A 16,357-nucleotide genomic window follows, 5' to 3' on the forward strand; every position below is an offset into this window, starting at 1 on the left:
GGGGTGGCGTCAGCCGTTGTTGGGCCGCATGGTCATCGTCGGTCCCTGGCCGGCCGGCGTGTTCTTGCCGGTGGCGCCGGGCGATCCCGGGCTGCCGCCGGCACCGCCGGCATAGCCGCCGGACCCGCCGGAGCCGGCCTGGCCGAACGTCGTCGCGTTGAGGCTGTAGGTCGGCGAGCCGACGATCTCGTCGTACAGGACGACGATGGCGGTGCCGATGGACGCGCCGTTGCCGCCCGCGCCGCCATTGGCGCCGTTGCCGCCGTTGCCGGTCTGGCCGGCCGGCATGTTGGACCCGTACTGGCCCTGGCAGCAGCCGACCACGCTGGCGCCGGCACCGCCGCTGCCGCCGGCACCGCCATTGCCGCCATTGCCGCCAGTTCCACCGTTGCCGCCGGTGACCAGGGCATTGAAGGCGCCGGAAACGGTCCCGACCAGGAAGGTCAGGCTTGCCGGGCAGCTGCCGTCGCTACCGGGCGAGCCGGACGTCCCGTTGCCGCCGGTGTAGCCGTTGGTCGCGCTGGTCGGCGCCGTGACGCAGGACGCGTTGTTCTTGCCGCCGCAGACGCCTCCGGTCGCATTTCCGCCCGAGGCGCCTTGTCCGCCGGGGCTGCCGCTGGTGCCGGTCGTCCCATTGGTGCCGGTCACGGTGATGTTGTAGATGACACCCATTGGGCAGCCCTCACAGCATATTGATCTGGGCGGCCTTGAAGGTCACCGGGATGAGGATCTGGATCTGTCCGCCCTGCTGCACGGTGACGGTGCCGAAGATGGCGACCGCGCCGAGGACCGGGTCCTGCGTGACGTACGGGCTGTTGGGGCCGATGACCAGGGGGTTGCCCGGCGTGACGGTGATGTCCTGGCCGGTGGTCAGCAGAACCTGGTTGGGGAAGCGCAGGGCGTTGATCACCGGCTCGAAGGCCTTGACCTTCTGGCTGTTGCCGTGGATGAACGCCATCATCGCCTGGCCGATGGTCTTCTGGTCGGCGGGATGGATCAGGCTCTCCAGCGCGCAGTTGTCGTTGCGCGCCCGTTCGATCGCCTTGTCGAAATCGGTCTGCACCGGCTCGGTCGGATAGCGGACGCTGCGGTCGGCATGCGGGTTCGCCGCGAAGTGATCGTCGGAAATCCCGGCGATGTCCTTCAGCTGCTGGACCGACTGCAGGGTGACCAGCTTGGAGCCCAGATTGTCCTCCGACGGGTCGGAGGAGATCACCATCGGGCCCTTGTGGGTCTCCGGGCCGTAAGACCGGCCTTCGAGCTGATCGAGGGTCAGGTCGACGGGCTTCACCGCCTTGTTCAGAAATGCGACGTGCTGCTCGCGGTACGAGGCAAAGCTCACGATTATTCTCCCATTAGTATATGGATGTTTGTCCGACACACGCCGATGCTTCGCGATTCGGCAAGCCTGTGCTTGACGATCGGCTTTCGGCTCTCGTGGGAAAGTATTTGTTCTTATGTGCAGGCGAATTGTGCAATTGATGCTCTTATTGTGTCAATAACAAACAAACATAATTTTTCGATTATCAGAACCGTGACAACAATTTGAAACTCAAAATTCATTTACACGCACATGTACCATTTTAAAATCACACCAATGTGGGCAAATTAATGAAATTAATGCCTGTGTATGCTTACGAAATTCTCCCACATCCCATGGACATCGAAGCAAAACATATGTCTATATAGTGGAGAGGAGCGCGCAACCCGGCCGGTCAGGAGGCCGCGAGGGGCGGTGTTTCGGCCGCCCGCCTCCCACACATCCTTGTTTCCAAGGGGACTCCAGTATGCTGACCCTGCAGAAGACCGATCCCAACGGGCTGATCCCGACCCTGCGGCGCTGGCGCCGCAACATGTCGCTCTACAAATCGGGAGCGCTGTTCAACCCGCTGTTCGACCTGCACACCGGCGGCGCGGCCCGTCCGGTGTTTCACGACATCGACCGGGAAATGCCCGTTCTGCGCCGGATCGATGCGGCCTACGACACCATCCGCGCGGAATTCGACCAGGTGCTGGCCGCCTACGAGCGGCTGCCCTCCTACCACAGCATCGACACCGACGTGATCCACTCCTCGGGCCGGCTGCAGCGCGACCGGCGGTGGAGCGTGTTCATGCTGACCTGTTTCGGCCGCGTGCCGCGGGCCGCCCGGACGCTGGCGCCGCGCACGCTGGAGTTGGTCCGGGATATTCCCGGCGTCTATCAGGCGATGTTCTCGATTCTGGAGCCGGGCAAGAGCGTCCGCGCCCATGAAGGGCCGTCGCGCATGTATCTGCGCTATCACCTGGCATTGCGCGTGCCGACGGTCCGGCCGCCGCACATCCGGGTGAAGGACCGGATCCATCAGTGGAAGGAGCGCGAAAGCGTGCTGTTCGACGATTCCTGGGATCACGAGGTGGTCAACGACAGCCCGGAACTGCGCGCGATCCTCATGATCGACGTCGCGCGCCCGATGCCGGCCCCCTTGCGGATGGTGGCCAAGGGCATGGCCACGATGGCCTCGCTGCACTATGCGCCCCGCATCGTCCGCAGCATGGATGCGCTGGTGCCGCCGCCCAGCCGCTGAATGGGCCGCTGAATGGGCCGTTGAATAGGAGGAGGCCGCCCCGGACGGGCTTGCGCCCGAATTTCGACCCGCATCCGAAAAAATGAGAATCCTTCGCATTTCACCCTGAGGCTCGGGGTCCGCCCGTTCGTCTGAGGGGAAAGGGCGAGGATGTCCCGTGCGGAGAGGATCGAGATGAGCGCTGGCAAGTCGCGCACGCGGCTGTGGTTCCTGTGGCATTCCTGGCTGGCGATGCCGATCTGGGCCTTCCTATTTTTCATCTGCGTCACCGGCACCATCGCCGTGGTCAGCACCGAGATCACCTGGCTGGTCGATCCGTCGATGCGGGCGTCGGGCGGGGGGCAGCCGCTGCCGCCGGGCGCGCTGATCGCCGCGGCGGAAGCGGCGGCGCCCGGCGGGCGGGTCGAATCGCTGAACTGGGGCGGATCCCACATGGCGGTGGGCGCCGAGATGGCGCTGCCCGACGGCACCTTCACCACCGCCTGGGTCAACCCGGTGACCGGCGTGGTCCAGGGCCTGTCCCCCGGCACCTCGTTCCGCCAGTTCATCCGGGCGCTGCACGGCTGGCTGATGACCTTTCCGACCGGCTGGTATCTGGTGACGGCGCTGGCCATCCCGCTGGCCGGCTCGCTCGTCACCGGGCTGGTGGTCTACAAGCGCTTCTGGAAATCCTTCTACCAGCCGCGCATCCGCTGGAAGCAGGCGCCCCGCGTGCTGTGGGGCGACCTGCACCGCGTCGCCGGCACCTGGTCGATCTGGTTCATCGCCGTGATCGCCGTCACCAGCCTGTGGTTCCTGATCTACATCGCCCTGTTCCATCTCGGCATCGGTCTGGGCGGCGGCAAGGCGCCGGTGATGGTCGCCCGCGACCGGATCCCCGTGTCGGCGGTCCGGCCGAAGATCGACGCCGACGCCGTGGTGGCCGCGGCCATGACCGCCCTGCCCGACATGCGGCTGCGCTACCTGCGGCTGCCCGACACCGCCTATGACACGGCATCGGTGATCGGCTCCAGCGGGCAGGTGCCGCTGCTGCCGGACATCGTGCGCGTCAACCCCTACACCGCCGAGGTGATCGTGGTGGAGGGCGGGCTGGAGGGCGCGTCGGGCGTCGAGCTGACCCGCACCATCATGCGGGCGCTCCACACCGGCGATTTCGGCGGCCTGCCGGTCAAGCTGATCTGGTTCGCCTTCGGCTCGCTGATGAGCCTGCTGGTGTTCAGCGGCATGCTGATCTGGACCAAGCGGACGGCGCGCGCCACGGTCGAGGCGGTGCGCGGGCTGAGGACGGCGAGGGCATCCTCCAATGCGTAAACTCTGGCATCGCGGCAAATTCCATCTCAGCGCACTGATGATGCTGGTGCCGCTTCCCTTCCTGCCGAACTATTTCAGCCCGAAGCCGATCTTCGCCCCGCCCGAGATCCGGCGGGACATCGGCGCCGGCCCCTTCCCGATCACGCTCGTCACCTACGACGAGTCGCCGCATTGGGCCGGCAACGGCGAGTGGATGAAGGAATACCGCATCCATCTCCGCCCGGCCGACATCGACAAGGTGCGCGGCGTCTTCCTGCGCGTCGGCAAGCCGCGGAACCTGCGCGCCGCGGGCGCGCTGGGATTCGGCAACCCGTACGAGCGCGAGGCCGAGGTGGCGGTGCCGGGCGAGCCGTCCGGAACCGAGGAGCTGTGGGTGACGGTCGAGGACTGGAGCGGACGCATCCATCAGACCTCGACCCCGCTGGCCGGTTTTCTGGGAGGAAAGCGATGACTGCCCGTATTCATGCCCTGGCGGTCGCCGCCGCCCTGTCGGCCCTGTGCGCCGCCACCGCCGCCCACGCCCATTACCCGGTCTGCGACTGCAGGATGGCGGACGGACAGACGGTGGTCTGCACCGGCGGCTTCTCCGACGGCTCGAAGGCGCCCGGCGTGGTGCTGGATGTGATCGGCTACGACGAGCAGGTGCTGGTCAAGGGCAGGCTGGGCGCGGATTCCACCCTGTCCTTCCCGCGCCCGGCCCAGGATTTCTACGTGCTGTTCGATGCCGGCCCCGGCCACACGGTCGAGATCGAGCACGGCGCCATCAAATAGGGCTCCCCACCCCATGCATCGCCAGATCGTCCGCCGCGCCGGCGCCGAGCGCGAGACCCTGTGGGTCCTGCTCGCCGCCGGCCTGATCCTCGCCACCGCCACGGCGGCGGTCGGGCTGCGGCCGGCACCGGAAGCCGAGGCCGCCCCGGCCGCCCACCAGATCGACTCCCGCACCGCCCTGACCGCCGCCGAACAGGGACTGCACGCCGACCTGAAGATGGCCGCCGCCGAGATCGCCGTCCAGATCGCTGACGAGATCGCCGCCCTGCGCAAGGCCGACGGCAAATCCAAGGGCCGGGCGCCGTCCCCGGCCGAGCTGGCGGCCCAGGCTTTGCCGCCCTTCGCCGCCGACGCCAGCGCCGCGGCGCGCGGCGGCCATGCCTGGACCCTGGTGGAAGCCGGCGGGACGGTCGCCTATGCCGGCCTGTCCGCCGATCCCGGAAAAGCGGGGTCGCTGCTCCTGCTGCTGGACCGGCATGGCGACGGGGACGGCCATGGCCCTGGGATCTGGCTGAAGCGCGCCGCCGAGGCACCGCCCGCCCGCCTCGACGAGGCGTCGCTGGCCGCCGCCGGCTGGAAGCGGATCACCTCCACCTTCACCGCCGGCGTGACCCGATGAGTGTGCCCTTATGAGCCTTTCCCTGAACCGCCGCCGCTTCCTCACCGCCACCCTGGCGGCCGGCGTTCTTCCCGCCGGCGCTGCCGGCGCCGCCGAGCGCAAGCGCTTCGGCATCACCCTGCACCCCTATTATTCCTATGTCGCCAACATCGTCGGCAACCGGGCCGAGGTGGTGCCGATCATCCCCGCCGGCTTCAACCCGCATGCCTACGAGCCGCGACCGGAGGACATCCAGCGCATCGGCAGCCTCGACGCCATCGTGCTGAACGGCATCGGCCACGACGATTTCGCCGGACGGATGATCGCCGCCTCGTCCAAGCCCGGCCTGCCGGTGGTCGAGGCCAACGCCGACGTGCCGCTGCTGCCCGCAGCCGGGTCCATGACACAGTCGGCGGCGCGGGGCGCAGGCAAGGTCGTCAACCCGCACAGCTTCCTGTCGATCACCGGCTCGGTTCTTCAGGTCGCCACCATCGCCCGCGAGCTGGGGCGGCTCGACCCGGCCAACGCCGACGCCTACACCGCCAACGCCCGGACCTACTCCCGCCGGCTGCGCCAGTTGCGTGCCGACGCGCTGGGCAGGCTGGCGAGCGCCGGCGACACCCGCCTCAGGGTCGCCACCATCCACGGCGCCTACGATTACCTGCTGCGCGAGTTCGGGCTGGAGGTCTCCGCCGTCGTCGAGCCGGCACACGGCATCGAGCCGAGCCCGGCCCAGCTTGCCGAGACCATCGCGACGATGCGCAGGCTCGACGTGCAGGTGATCTTCTCGGAGCTGAACTTTCCCAGCGCCTATGTCGAGACGATCCGCCGCGAGACCGGCATCCGGCTCTACAGCTTCTCCCACATCTCGCATGGCGACTACGCCGCCGACCGGTTCGAGCGCGAGATGACCCGCAACCTGGACACGCTGGTCCAGGCGATGCTGGAGGCCAAGCCATGAGCGGCAGGAGAGCGAACGGCCCCGCCATCCTGTTCGACCGGGTCGACCTGACGCTCGGCCGCACCGCCATCCTCGAACAGGTCTCGCTCGCCGTGGCTCCCGGTGCCGTCCATGCCGTGGTCGGCCCCAACGGCGGCGGCAAGTCGTCGCTGATCCGCGCCCTGCTGGGACAGGCGCCGCACCGCGGCACCATCCGGCTCGACTGGCCGGGAGATGGCGGACGGGATGCGCCTGGCATCATCGCCTACGTCCCGCAGGCGGTCGAGTTCGACCGCGGCCTGCCGCTGACGGTGGAGGATTTCCTGGCCGTGCTGTGCCAGCGCCGCCCCGCCTTCCTCGGGCCGGACCGCCGGCAGGGCTACGATGAGGCGCTGGCCCGCGTCGGCATGGCCGGCAAGGGCCGCCGCCGCTTCGGCGCCCTGTCGGGCGGCGAGCGCCAGCGCGTGCTGCTCGCCCAGGCGCTGATCCCGGCGCCCGACCTGATCGTCCTCGACGAGCCGATGACCGCACTCGACGAGGCCGGCGTCGCCATCTTCGAGACCCTGCTGGCCGAGCTGACCGCCGCCGGCACCACCATCCTGTGGGTCGAGCACGACCTCGCCCAGGTGCGGCGGCTGGCGACGCGGGTGTCGGGGCTGAACCGGCGCGTGCTGTTCGACGGCCCGCCGCCGGAGATGCTGTCGCCCGACCGGGTGCTCGGCCTGTTCTCCGCCGCTCCCCGAAAGATGGCGTCATGAGCTTCGAGACCCTGCGCGCCCTGATCCAGGGCTGGGCCGCGGCCGGGTGGCTGCCCGCCGGGCTGACCCACGGCTTCCTGATCAACGCGCTGCTCTCCGGCCTGGTCATCGGCCCGGTGCTGGGCGGGCTCGGCACGCTGGTGGTGACCAAGCGGCTGGCCTTCTTCTCAGAGGCGGTCGGCCATGCCGCCCTGACCGGGGTCGCCATCGGCATTCTGGTGGGGGAGCCCTACACCGGCCCCTATGCCAGCCTGTTCGGCTACTGCCTGCTGTTCGCGCTGCTGGTCAACTACACCCGCAACCGCAGCAACCTGACCTCCGACACGCTGATCGGCGTCTTCCTGTCGGTGTCGCTGGCGCTCGGCGCCAGCCTGCTGCTGGTCCTGGCCAGCCGGGTCAACATCCACATTCTGGAAAACGTGCTGTTCGGCTCGGTGCTGACGGTGGACGACCGCGACCTGACGGTGCTGCTGGCGGTGGCGCTGGGCGTCGCCCTGCCGATGCTGGCGCTGTTCAACCGTCTGCTGCTGGCCAGCTTCAACCCGGCGCTGGCGCGGGTGCGCGGCGTGCCGGTGAAGGGGCTCGACTATCTGTTCATCGTGCTGGTGACGGTGGTCACCGTCGCCTCGGTCAAGATCATCGGCGCCATCCTGGTCGGCGCCCTGCTGGTGATCCCGGCCGCCGCCGCCCGCGTCGTCGCCTCGTCGCTGCGCGGCTTCTTCCTGCTGTCGGTCGCCTTTGCCAGCATCGCGGCGGTGGCCGGCATCCTGCTGCCGGTGCAGTTCGCCCTGCCGGTGCCGTCGGGCGGCGCCATCATCCTGGCGGCCGGGCTGCTGTTCCTCGGCGCGCTGCTGGCGCGTCTGGTCATGAGAGGGGACGAGGGATGAGACGTGTCACGCTCGCAGCGCTCCTGCTGCTGGCGACGGCCCCGGTCGCACCGACCGCCGGCGCCGAAACCGTGCTGGCCGGGCATCCGGTCACCGCCGGGCTGGCCCAGGCGCTGACCCGCGGCACGGCGGTGGAGGTCGAAGCGGCGGTGCCGCCCGCCATCCCGATGGGCCGCCAGCACTCCTTCCTCAGCGGGCGCGGCGAGGCCAAGTTCGCCGAGGCGGCGCGCAAGGCCGACGCGGTGCTGACCCTGCGCTCGGTCTGGGCGGAGGATCCGCTCTATCCGCTGGCGCGGCGCGCCAACATCCGGCTGGTCGAGATCGACGCCGCCCGGCCGGTGGACGGCGCCCTGCCCGGCATCGCGCTGCGCGACGGCGCCGCCTTCCCCTGGCTGGGCGTCGCCAATGCCGGACGGATGGCCGACATCCTGGCCGCCGATTTGCGGCGCCTCTACCCGGCCTCGGCCGCTGCCATCGACGCCAACCTCGCCACGATGAAGCGCAGCCTGCTGGCGCTGTCCTCGCGGACGGCGCAGAGCTTCGCAGCACTGCCCGACCCGTCGGTCGCGGCGCTGTCCGACCGCTTCGCCATGCTCGCCGCCGATTTCGGCCTCGACCTGCGCAAGGTCTGGACCCGCGACGACCGCGACTGGACGCCGGAGCGTCTGGCCGAACTGACCGCCTACCTCCGGGCCGAACGCATCCCGGCGGTGCTCCACCACCGCCGGCCCGCCCCGGAGATCGCCCAGGCCGTCGCCGACGGCGGTGCCCGCCTGATCGTGCTGGACAGCCTGGAAAGCGGCCCCCCCGCCGCCATCGACACCGCCCTGGCGAAGATCGCCGAACAGCTGGAGGCGGGGCTGCGCTGAGCCGCTGAAGTTCCCTCTCTTTCCGCGCATAGGCGTCCCGACGGGCCCTTCTCCCACAAGGGGAGAAGGGCTTGTCGCGCCCCCTCCCCGCCCTACTCGCTCGACAGCGCCGCCACCGGGTCGAGGCGGGCGGCGCGGCGGGCGGGGATCAGGCCGAAGACCAGCCCGGTCACCACGGCGGAGGTCACCGCCCCGGCGATGGCGGTCGCGGTGAACAGCACCGGCATCACGAACAGCCCGACCAGCGCCCCGCTCGCCAGCCCCAGCGCCACCCCGACCAGCCCGCCCAGCCCGGCGACCAGCGCCGCCTCCATCAGGAACTGCCGCTCGATGTCGGCGGCCCGCGCCCCGGCGGCCATGCGGATGCCGATCTCGCGGGTCCGCTCGGTCACGCTGACCAGCATGATGTTCATCACCCCGATGCCGCCGACCAGCAGCGTCACCACCGCCGCACTGCCGAGCAGCAACGTCATGGTGTCCTGCGTCTCGGTCGCCGTCCTGATGCGGGCGGTCACGTCGCGGATTTGGAAATCCTCCTGCCCGTGCCGCTTGGTCATCAGCGCGCCGATGGCGTCCCGGGTCTCGGCGATGCGCCCGACAGTGTGGACCGACACCAGGATCAGTTGGAGGTCGGGCTTGCCGACCAGCCGCTGCACCCCGGTGGACAGCGGCACGAACACCCAGTCGTCGGTGTCCTGGCTGCCGGTGAGATCGCCCTTCTGCCCCATCACCCCGGTGACCTGGAAGGGAATGTTGTTGACCTGCACATGCCGGCCGAGCGGCGACTCCCCGTTCGGGAACAGCCGTTTCGCGACATTGTGGCCGAGCACGGCGACCGCCGCCCCGGCCCGCTCGTCGGCGGTGGTGAAGAAGGAGCCCGCCGCCACCGGCCAGCGGTGGGTCAGCGGCAGCGAGGCGGAGGTCGCCAGCCCGCTGGTCCGGTGGTCGATGTTGCCGTACCGCACCATCACCGGCATGTCGAGATAGGGCATGACGCTCTCGACGTTGGGAAGCCTTAGGATGGCCTCGCCGTCCGCCTCGGTCAGCGGCGTGGTCGGCAGGCGGGGATCGCCGCTGCCGGCCAGCACATAGACCAGGTTAACCCCCAGCGCGCCGACCCGCGCCATCACCGCCCGCTTGGCGCCCTCGCCGATGGCGAGCAGCGCGATAACCGACGCCACGCCGATGACGATGCCGAGCAGGGTCAGCGCCGTCCGGAAGCCGTTCGCCCCCAGCGAGCGCAGCGCCGCCGTGAACGCCTCCCCGGCGCTGGTCCAGACGGACGCGGGAGTGTGATGCTCCGCCGTGGCCGCAGCGGAAACAGGGGCGGCGGGTCTGGACCGCCGGCCGCCATCGGTTGCGCTGTCGGAAACGATGCGCCCGTCGCGCATCTCCACCACCCGGTCGGCGGCCTCGGCCACCTTGCGGTCGTGGGTGATCAGGACGATGGTGCGGCCCTCGGCGGCCAGTTCGCGCAGCAGGGCCACCACCTCGGCGCCGCTGGCGCTGTCGAGCGCGCCGGTCGGCTCGTCGGCCAGGATCACCGGCGCGCCGTTCATCAGCGCCCGTGCGATCGACACGCGCTGCTGCTGGCCGCCGGAGAGCTGGTTGGGCCGGTGGTGGCGCCGCTCCCCCAGCCCGAGCCGGCCGAGCAGTGCCGCGGCGCGGCTTTCCCGCAAGGCGGCGGGCAGGCCGGCATAACGGCCCGGCATCTCGACATTCTCCTGCGCCGAGGTGCCGGGGATCAGGTGATATTGCTGGAAGACGAAACCGAAGCCGTCGCGCCGCAGGGCCGCCCGCTCATCGCCCTCCAGCTCCGACACGTCGCGCCCGCCGACCCGGTAGCTGCCGGAGGTCGGGCGGTCGAGCCCGCCGAGGATGTTCATCAGCGTCGACTTGCCCGAGCCGGAGCTGCCGACGATGGCGACGAACTCCCCCGCCTCGACGGTCAGCGAGACGCCGCGCAGCACCTCCACCGCGACGACGCCGCCGGTCGCGTAGGTCTTGCGGATGTCCTCCAGGACGAGGAGGGGGGCGCTCACAGCCGGAACCCGATGCGGGGCGGCCGGCCGTCGTCGGTCCGCCAGCCCACCACGATCCGCTCGCCTTCGCTCAGCCCTTGCAGGATCTGGGCGTTGAAACGGTCGCGCACGCCGATGCGCACCTCGCGCGTCACGACGGCGCCGCCCTCCCCGATCATCGCGACGCTGTGCCGCCCGGACGCCTCGTCCGTCGCGGTCAGGGCGGCGACCGGGACCGTCAGCGCATCCTTCGCCTCGGCGGCGACGAAGAAGACCTGGGCGGTCATCTCCGGGCGCAGATCGCCGCGCTCGTTGGCGACCTCGAACAGGGCGGTGTAGAGCACGACGGTGCTTGCCCCTGTACCGCCGCCCGACGATGCCGCGCCGTTGGCGGAGCCGCTCGTCACCGGCTTGGGCGGCGCCGGCAGGATCTGCTGCAACCGCGCCGTCCAGCGCCGGCCGGGATGGCCGAGCGTGGTGAAATAGAGCGGCATGCCGTCGGTCAGCCGGGTGATGTCGGCCTCCGAGACCTGGGTCCAGACGGTCATGGCCGACAGGTCGGCGATCCGCATCAGGACCGGCGCCTCGTAGGTCGAGTTGATGGTCTGGCCCTGGCGGGCGTCCACCGCGATCAGCGTGCCGCTCATCGGCGCGTAGATGCGGGTGTAGCCGAGCTGCGCCTCGTCGGCCTGGAGGGTCGAGTCCGTCTGGCGGATCTGGGCGAGCGTGGCGTCGACCTGGGCGGCGGCGGTGCGCGCCTCCATCCGCGCCTGATCGTAGGACTCGCCGCGCCCGGCCTCGACCCGGCGCAGCGCGGTCTGGCGGGCAAGCTGGGCCTGGGCGAAATCGGCGCGCGCCCGCAGCTCGTCCAGCAGGGCGGTCAGGCGGGCGCGCTCGGCCCGGCCGGCCTCGACCTTGGCCTGTTGCAGGGCGGGGTCGATCTCGGCCAGCAGATCGCCCTCGCGCACCATCTGCCCGACCTTGACGTGCAGCCGCATCAGCTGTCCCGACACCTGGGCGCCGACATCGACATAGGCGCGCGGCTGGATCTTGCCGAGTGCAGTCACCGTATCCTCGACCGTGCCGCGCCCGATCGCCGCCAGTTCGGCGGACGCCGCCGGATCGCCGGGACGCAGCAGGGCGGCGGTGGCGAAGCCGGCGACGACCACCCCGACGGCAAAAACGGCCCTGTACCGGCGGCGGGCGGGCGGGGGTGATCTGGTCATGGCGGCGGTCGCTGTCCCTGTGGAATTGAAATACGCGAATGCGTGTCGTTCTCAACCATAGACGTTTGGCGGATGCTCGATCCTCACCCCCGAAGCGACACCATCCCGACGGCGGAAACCGGCGCACAGACCGCCTTCACGTCATGACGACCGCCGCCGGCCACCCCCTCACCCCCGTTCCGCAAAGTTTTTCGCAAAGGGCGATCTATAGATTGCGAATGATTCTCATTCATGGTTAGCACTGGATTTCCGATGGATCGCTGGAACGGGTGTCGCCGAGGTCATGGCTGAAAGAGACCGGTCTTCCCTGTTGGGTCTGCTGATCGTCCATTACGAGGAGATGACCGGCCATCTGGCCCGGCGCCTCGGATCGCTCTGCCTCGCCGAAGACGTCGTGCAGGACACCTACCTGCGCCTGCGCAGCCTGGCCGCCCTGCCGGAGATCGACAACCCGCGCTCCTACCTGTTCCGCATGGCCGACAACATCGCGCTCGACCGGCTGCGGGCGGAGACCCGGCGCGGACGCCGCTTCGCCCCGGCCGAGCTGGGGATGGAGCGCCCGCTGGAGGAGCCCGACGCCGAAACCGCCCTGGAGCACAAGCAGCGGCTGGAACGGCTGAGCCACGCGCTGGCCGAACTGCCGCCTCGCTGCCGGGAGGTGTTTCTGCTTCACAAATTCGACGGATTGAGCCATGCCGACATCGCCGCGCGCCTGGGCATTTCGCGCAGCATGGTGGAGAAGCACGTGATGAAGGCCTTGGCCCATTGCCGCGACCGGCTGGCTCTGTGACCGGTCGCGACGGCAGACCGCCGGAGCCGTCCGGCGACCCGCGCGAGGCGGCGCTGGCATGGTTCGTCCGGCTGGAGTCCGGCGATGCGGACGCCGCCGACCGGGCCGCCTTCGCCGATTGGCTGGCGCGGGATCCCGCCCATCGGCAGGAGTTCGACCGGCTGTCCGGCGTCTGGAGCGATCTCGGCCGCCTGCCGGACCCGCGCCTGCCGGACCCGCGTATGCCCAACCAGGGCAGGGCCGTCCGCCCGCTGCCGACCCGGCGCCGCCTGCTGGCCTTCGGCGTGGGCGGGGCCGCGGCCTGCGCCGCCGGGATCGGGGGCACGGTGGTCCTGACCGGCTGGCCGGGCGAGATCCGCACCGGCACCGGCGAGCGCCGCTCGCTGGCGCTTGCCGACGGCTCGTCGGTCGAGCTCGATGCCGGCAGCGCGCTCGCCGTGGAGTTTTCCGCCGCGGAGCGCCGGGTCCGCCTGATCGATGGCCGGGCGCGCTTCGTCGCGGCGCCCGATCCGGGGCGCCCCTTCGCCGTGGCCTGCGCCGACGGCAGCGTGACCATGATGGACGCCACAATCACCGTGCACCGCCGGCCGGACGATGTGGTGGTTGCGGTCGAAAAGGGCACGGCCACGCTGGCGGCGGGGAACCGGCCGCCGGTCCATCTCGCCGCCGGCCATTGCCGCAGCTACGGTCCCGACGGACCCGGCCCGCTGCTGCGCGATGGGCTGGCGGCGGAGACCGCCTGGCGGCAGGGACGGCTGGTCTTCCAGGCCCAGCCGCTCGATGCAGTGGTCGCCGACCTCAACCGCTACCATCCCGCCCGCATCCTGCTGTGGGACCGTCCGCTCGCCGCCCTGAAGGTCGACGGCAGTGTCGACATCGCCCGTCCGGACGCCGCACTCAACGCCATCGTCCGCACCTTGCCCGTGCGCACGATGCGGCCTTTTCCCGGCTTGGTCATCATCCGTTCCGTCTAGCCGGTTCCGCAGAGTTTTTTTGCGAAGGGAGGTGAGGGACCGCCCTTCGGCCAGCGTCCTGTCTCACCGAATGGCAAATGCAACTCATTCGCATTTTTTGGGGGTCATGGCGATGGTTGGTACTGGGGGGCGCCCGGCGGGCTGGATGGACAGGAGACAAACGGGTGGCCGGATCGGCTGGAAGCCGATCCTGATGGGGATGCTGCTGGCGTCGACCGCGCTGCATGGCGCACAGGCGACGTCCAGCGCCGCGGCCGTTCCGCAGGTGGCGCAGCAGACCGGCACGCGCGCCTTCGCCATCGCCGGCGGTCCCCTGCCGGGCGTGCTCGCCGCCTACGGGCAGGCCGCCGGGCTTCAGGTCCTCTATCCGACCGACATCGCGCAGGGCCTCTCCTCCCCCGGCGTGACCGGAACCATGGCCCCGCGCGAGGCGCTGGTGCGTCTGCTGGCGGGGACCGGACTGACCGCGCGCTTCGTCGACGCCGACACGGTGACGCTGGAAAAGCCGGTCAGCGGCAGCGACGGCGCGACGATGCTCGACACCATGACGGTGCAGGGCGTCGCCTCCAGCGACCGCGGCCGCAGCGAGGGCAGCGGCTCCTATGCCGCCGCCGGCCCGTCGACCAGCGCCACCAAGCTCGACCTGACTCTGCGCGAGACGCCGCAGTCGGTCAGCGTGATGACCCGCCAGCGCATGGACGACCAGGGACTGAACGAGATCCGCGACGTTCTCAACCAGACCGTCGGCGTGTCGCGGCAGCAGTCCGGCGCACTCGGCGCCGACGGTTCCGAGATCTATGCCCGCGGCTTCGCCGTCAGCAATTATCAGGTCGACGGCATCCCGCGCTCGACGGTGTACGGCTTCGGCGACAGCATCTCCGACATGGCGCTGTTCGACCGTGTCGAGGTGGTGCGCGGGGCGGCCGGCCTGCTGAACGGCGTCGGCGATCCCTCCGCGGCGGTCAATCTGGTCCGCAAGCGTCCGACCCCGACCGTCCAGGGCTATGTCCAGGGACAGGGCGGCTCCTGGAACCGCTACCGCGGCGAAGCGGACCTGTCCGGCCCGCTGGTCGAGAACGGCCGCCTGCGCGGGCGCGTCGTCGGCGCCTATCAGGACGGCGACAGCTTCATCGACCGGCTGCACGAACGCAAGAAGGTGCTCTACGGCGTTCTGGAGGCCGACGTCAGCGACGACACGCTGTGGACCGTCGGGATCGAATACCAGAAGCACAGGTCGGACGACGCCTCGCGCGCCGGCTTTCCGCTGTTCTTCGCCGACGGCGGCAGGACGGACTTTTCGCGCTCCTTCAACAGCGGCGCCGACTGGGCCTATTTCACCCACGACAACCTGACCGTCTTCAGCGACGTGAAGCACCGTTTCGGCAATGGCTGGACGGCGACACTGAATGTCGAGCACAGCACGCGCGAGTATGACGGCCTGCTCGGCTACGGCGTGCGCGGCAGCCTCAACCGCGACGGCAGCGGCATGGGGATCTGGCCCGGCCGCTGGAATTCGACCCTGCAGCAGACTTCGATCAACGCCGACGTGACCGGTCCCTACGAGCTGTTCGGGCGGACGCACGACCTGATGGCCGGCGTCGGCGGCTATTACGCCAAGCGCAGCGGGCTCGACCATCCGCTCTGGTACATCGACGGCTACGACACCTCGATTTCCAACTACTACAGCTGGAACGGCCGCATCGCCCAACCGACGCTGAACCCGACAGGCTGGTCGCAGACCAACGAACGGCAGATGGCGGCCTATCTCGCCACGCGGCTGCGGCCGACCGACGCCCTGTCCGTCATCCTCGGCAGCCGCATCAGCCGCTGGGAGCAGAGCGAGGAAAGCCACCCGTACGACGCTGCCGGCACCGCGGACAAGCGCTCGCAGAACGGCGTGCTCACCCCCTATGCCGGCATCGTCTTCGACGTGACCGACATCTGGTCGGTCTATGGCAGCTACACCAGCATCTTCAAGCCGCAGGACTACAAGGATGTCAGCGGCAAGAACCTCGACCCGATCGACGGCGACGCCTATGAGGCCGGCGTCAAGGCCGAGTTCTTCGGCGGCCGCCTGAACGCCAGCGCCGCCGTGTTCCTGATCCAGCAGGACAATCTGGCCGTCGCCGACAGCGGCCGCTTCACCCCGGACGGCGGGCAGGCCTACAAGGCGGCCAAGGGCGCCAAGAGCAAGGGCTTCGAGCTGGAGCTGACCGGCGAGATGCTGCCCGGCTGGCAGGTCGGCGGCGGCTTCGCCCACACCACCGTGAAGGACGCCAGCGGCCAGCGCCTGACGACCTATGTGCCGCGCGACACGCTGAAGATGTTCACCACCTACCGGCTGCCGGGCTCCTGGGACCGCCTGACCGTCGGCGGCAATGTGAAGTGGCAGGGCGACATCTACAACGGCACCGGCAGCCGGCGCACCGAGCAGAGCAGCTACGCCGTGGTGGACCTGATGACCCGCTACCAGATCACCGAGAAGGTCTCGGCCACGCTGAACGTCAACAACCTGTTCGACAAGAAATACATGACCAGCATCCAGTCCTACGGCTATTACGGCGAGCCGCGCAACGCGATGCTGTCCCTGCGGGCGAGCTGGTAAGCCTGGGATGGGAACGGGGGATGTCCGGACCGGGCGTCTCCCG

16 protein-coding genes are annotated in these 16,357 nt (G+C 69.9%); 12 read left to right on the top strand and 4 right to left on the bottom strand.

Annotated features, from left to right (window positions below; genetic code table 11):
• Positions 1–9: 9 nt before the first annotated feature.
• Both ACWPN8_RS16970 and ACWPN8_RS16975 read right to left on the bottom strand, forming a co-directional pair.
• Positions 10–672: a hypothetical protein gene (locus ACWPN8_RS16970; protein ID WP_158285437.1), complete on the bottom strand. Its 663-nt coding sequence runs from the start codon at positions 670–672 to the stop codon at positions 10–12.
• A gap of 10 nt (positions 673–682) precedes the next feature.
• Positions 683–1,342 carry a hypothetical protein gene (locus tag ACWPN8_RS16975; protein ID WP_109451075.1) on the bottom strand — a complete coding sequence of 220 codons (660 nt, stop codon included), beginning with the start codon at positions 1,340–1,342 and terminating at the stop codon, positions 683–685.
• Positions 1,343–1,787: 445 nt separating this feature from the next.
• On the opposite strand from ACWPN8_RS16975, the gene ACWPN8_RS16980 reads away from it, so the two are divergent.
• The 9 genes from ACWPN8_RS16980 to ACWPN8_RS17020 all read left to right on the top strand — a co-directional run bounded on the left by ACWPN8_RS16980 (position 1,788) and on the right by ACWPN8_RS17020 (position 8,698).
• Positions 1,788–2,564, top strand: coding sequence for an aspartyl/asparaginyl beta-hydroxylase domain-containing protein (locus tag ACWPN8_RS16980; protein ID WP_492241550.1), 777 nt, complete (start codon positions 1,788–1,790; stop codon positions 2,562–2,564).
• A 174-nt stretch (positions 2,565–2,738) separates the two neighbouring features.
• The gene (locus ACWPN8_RS16985; RefSeq protein ID WP_492241551.1) at positions 2,739–3,875 is read left to right on the top strand and encodes a PepSY-associated TM helix domain-containing protein; all 1,137 of its coding nucleotides are present in this window, start codon (positions 2,739–2,741) and stop codon (positions 3,873–3,875) included.
• The gene (locus ACWPN8_RS16990; protein ID WP_492241552.1) at positions 3,868–4,326 is read left to right on the top strand and encodes a PA2404 family protein; all 459 of its coding nucleotides are present in this window, start codon (positions 3,868–3,870) and stop codon (positions 4,324–4,326) included. Before ACWPN8_RS16985 ends, ACWPN8_RS16990 begins: the two co-directional genes overlap by 8 nt.
• Positions 4,323–4,646: a hypothetical protein gene (locus tag ACWPN8_RS16995; protein ID WP_492241553.1), complete on the top strand. Its 324-nt coding sequence runs from the start codon at positions 4,323–4,325 to the stop codon at positions 4,644–4,646. The genes ACWPN8_RS16990 and ACWPN8_RS16995 overlap by 4 nt, the downstream gene beginning before the upstream one ends.
• A gap of 13 nt (positions 4,647–4,659) precedes the next feature.
• The gene (locus ACWPN8_RS17000) at positions 4,660–5,265 is read left to right on the top strand and encodes a DUF6162 family protein (protein ID WP_492241555.1); all 606 of its coding nucleotides are present in this window, start codon (positions 4,660–4,662) and stop codon (positions 5,263–5,265) included.
• A 10-nt stretch (positions 5,266–5,275) separates the two neighbouring features.
• Positions 5,276–6,205 (top strand): metal ABC transporter solute-binding protein, Zn/Mn family, encoded by a 930-nt coding sequence (locus ACWPN8_RS17005; RefSeq protein ID WP_492241556.1) that lies wholly within the window; start codon positions 5,276–5,278, stop codon positions 6,203–6,205.
• Entirely contained in the window at positions 6,202–6,942 is a 741-nt protein-coding gene (locus ACWPN8_RS17010) for a metal ABC transporter ATP-binding protein (protein WP_492241557.1), read from the top strand. Before ACWPN8_RS17005 ends, ACWPN8_RS17010 begins: the two co-directional genes overlap by 4 nt.
• Positions 6,939–7,829 carry a metal ABC transporter permease gene (locus ACWPN8_RS17015; protein ID WP_492241559.1) on the top strand — a complete coding sequence of 297 codons (891 nt, stop codon included), beginning with the start codon at positions 6,939–6,941 and terminating at the stop codon, positions 7,827–7,829. The genes ACWPN8_RS17010 and ACWPN8_RS17015 overlap by 4 nt, the downstream gene beginning before the upstream one ends.
• Positions 7,826–8,698 carry a metal ABC transporter substrate-binding protein gene (locus ACWPN8_RS17020; protein ID WP_492241560.1) on the top strand — a complete coding sequence of 291 codons (873 nt, stop codon included), beginning with the start codon at positions 7,826–7,828 and terminating at the stop codon, positions 8,696–8,698. The genes ACWPN8_RS17015 and ACWPN8_RS17020 overlap by 4 nt, the downstream gene beginning before the upstream one ends.
• Positions 8,699–8,790: 92 nt before the next feature.
• On the opposite strand, the gene ACWPN8_RS17025 is transcribed toward ACWPN8_RS17020, so the two are convergent.
• Positions 8,791–10,740, bottom strand: a complete 1,950-nt coding sequence (locus tag ACWPN8_RS17025) for a MacB family efflux pump subunit (RefSeq protein ID WP_492241561.1) — start codon at positions 10,738–10,740, stop codon at positions 8,791–8,793.
• A complete protein-coding gene (locus ACWPN8_RS17030) occupies positions 10,737–11,945 on the bottom strand; it encodes an efflux RND transporter periplasmic adaptor subunit (protein WP_492241562.1) in 1,209 nt (402 codons plus the stop codon). Before ACWPN8_RS17030 ends, ACWPN8_RS17025 begins: the two co-directional genes overlap by 4 nt.
• Positions 11,946–12,228: 283 nt before the next feature.
• Between ACWPN8_RS17030 and ACWPN8_RS17035 the strand changes: the two genes are divergently transcribed.
• From ACWPN8_RS17035 to ACWPN8_RS17045, 3 genes are all read left to right on the top strand, one after another.
• Complete coding sequence (locus ACWPN8_RS17035) at positions 12,229–12,735, top strand: sigma-70 family RNA polymerase sigma factor (RefSeq protein ID WP_109451093.1); 507 nt, start codon at positions 12,229–12,231, stop codon at positions 12,733–12,735.
• Positions 12,732–13,709 carry a FecR family protein gene (locus tag ACWPN8_RS17040; protein WP_492241563.1) on the top strand — a complete coding sequence of 326 codons (978 nt, stop codon included), beginning with the start codon at positions 12,732–12,734 and terminating at the stop codon, positions 13,707–13,709. Before ACWPN8_RS17035 ends, ACWPN8_RS17040 begins: the two co-directional genes overlap by 4 nt.
• A 145-nt stretch (positions 13,710–13,854) precedes the next feature.
• On the top strand, positions 13,855–16,314 hold the full coding sequence (locus tag ACWPN8_RS17045) for a TonB-dependent siderophore receptor (RefSeq protein WP_492241564.1): 2,460 nt from the start codon (positions 13,855–13,857) through the stop codon (positions 16,312–16,314).
• The last annotated feature ends 43 nt before the right edge of the window (positions 16,315–16,357 follow it).

The sequence above is a fragment of the Azospirillum sp. UENF 112521 genome (assembly GCF_058780665.1).

Excerpts from the sequence above, each read along its gene's own strand:
- ACWPN8_RS16980 (WP_492241550.1), top strand. The coding sequence starts at position 1,788 with ATGCTGACCCTGCAGAAGACCGATCCCAACGGGCTGATCCCGACCCTG.
- ACWPN8_RS17010 (WP_492241557.1), top strand. The coding sequence starts at position 6,202 with ATGAGCGGCAGGAGAGCGAACGGCCCCGCCATCCTGTTCGACCGGGTC.
- ACWPN8_RS17030 (WP_492241562.1), bottom strand. The coding sequence starts at position 11,945 with ATGACCAGATCACCCCCGCCCGCCCGCCGCCGGTACAGGGCCGTTTTT.
- ACWPN8_RS16970 (WP_158285437.1), bottom strand. The coding sequence starts at position 672 with ATGGGTGTCATCTACAACATCACCGTGACCGGCACCAATGGGACGACC.
- ACWPN8_RS17020 (WP_492241560.1), top strand. The coding sequence starts at position 7,826 with ATGAGACGTGTCACGCTCGCAGCGCTCCTGCTGCTGGCGACGGCCCCG.
- ACWPN8_RS17015 (WP_492241559.1), top strand. The coding sequence starts at position 6,939 with ATGAGCTTCGAGACCCTGCGCGCCCTGATCCAGGGCTGGGCCGCGGCC.
- ACWPN8_RS17000 (WP_492241555.1), top strand. The coding sequence starts at position 4,660 with ATGCATCGCCAGATCGTCCGCCGCGCCGGCGCCGAGCGCGAGACCCTG.
- ACWPN8_RS16995 (WP_492241553.1), top strand. The coding sequence starts at position 4,323 with ATGACTGCCCGTATTCATGCCCTGGCGGTCGCCGCCGCCCTGTCGGCC.
- ACWPN8_RS17035 (WP_109451093.1), top strand. The coding sequence starts at position 12,229 with ATGGCTGAAAGAGACCGGTCTTCCCTGTTGGGTCTGCTGATCGTCCAT.
- ACWPN8_RS16985 (WP_492241551.1), top strand. The coding sequence starts at position 2,739 with ATGAGCGCTGGCAAGTCGCGCACGCGGCTGTGGTTCCTGTGGCATTCC.
- ACWPN8_RS16990 (WP_492241552.1), top strand. The coding sequence starts at position 3,868 with ATGCGTAAACTCTGGCATCGCGGCAAATTCCATCTCAGCGCACTGATG.
- ACWPN8_RS17045 (WP_492241564.1), top strand. The coding sequence starts at position 13,855 with ATGGACAGGAGACAAACGGGTGGCCGGATCGGCTGGAAGCCGATCCTG.
- ACWPN8_RS17005 (WP_492241556.1), top strand. The coding sequence starts at position 5,276 with ATGAGCCTTTCCCTGAACCGCCGCCGCTTCCTCACCGCCACCCTGGCG.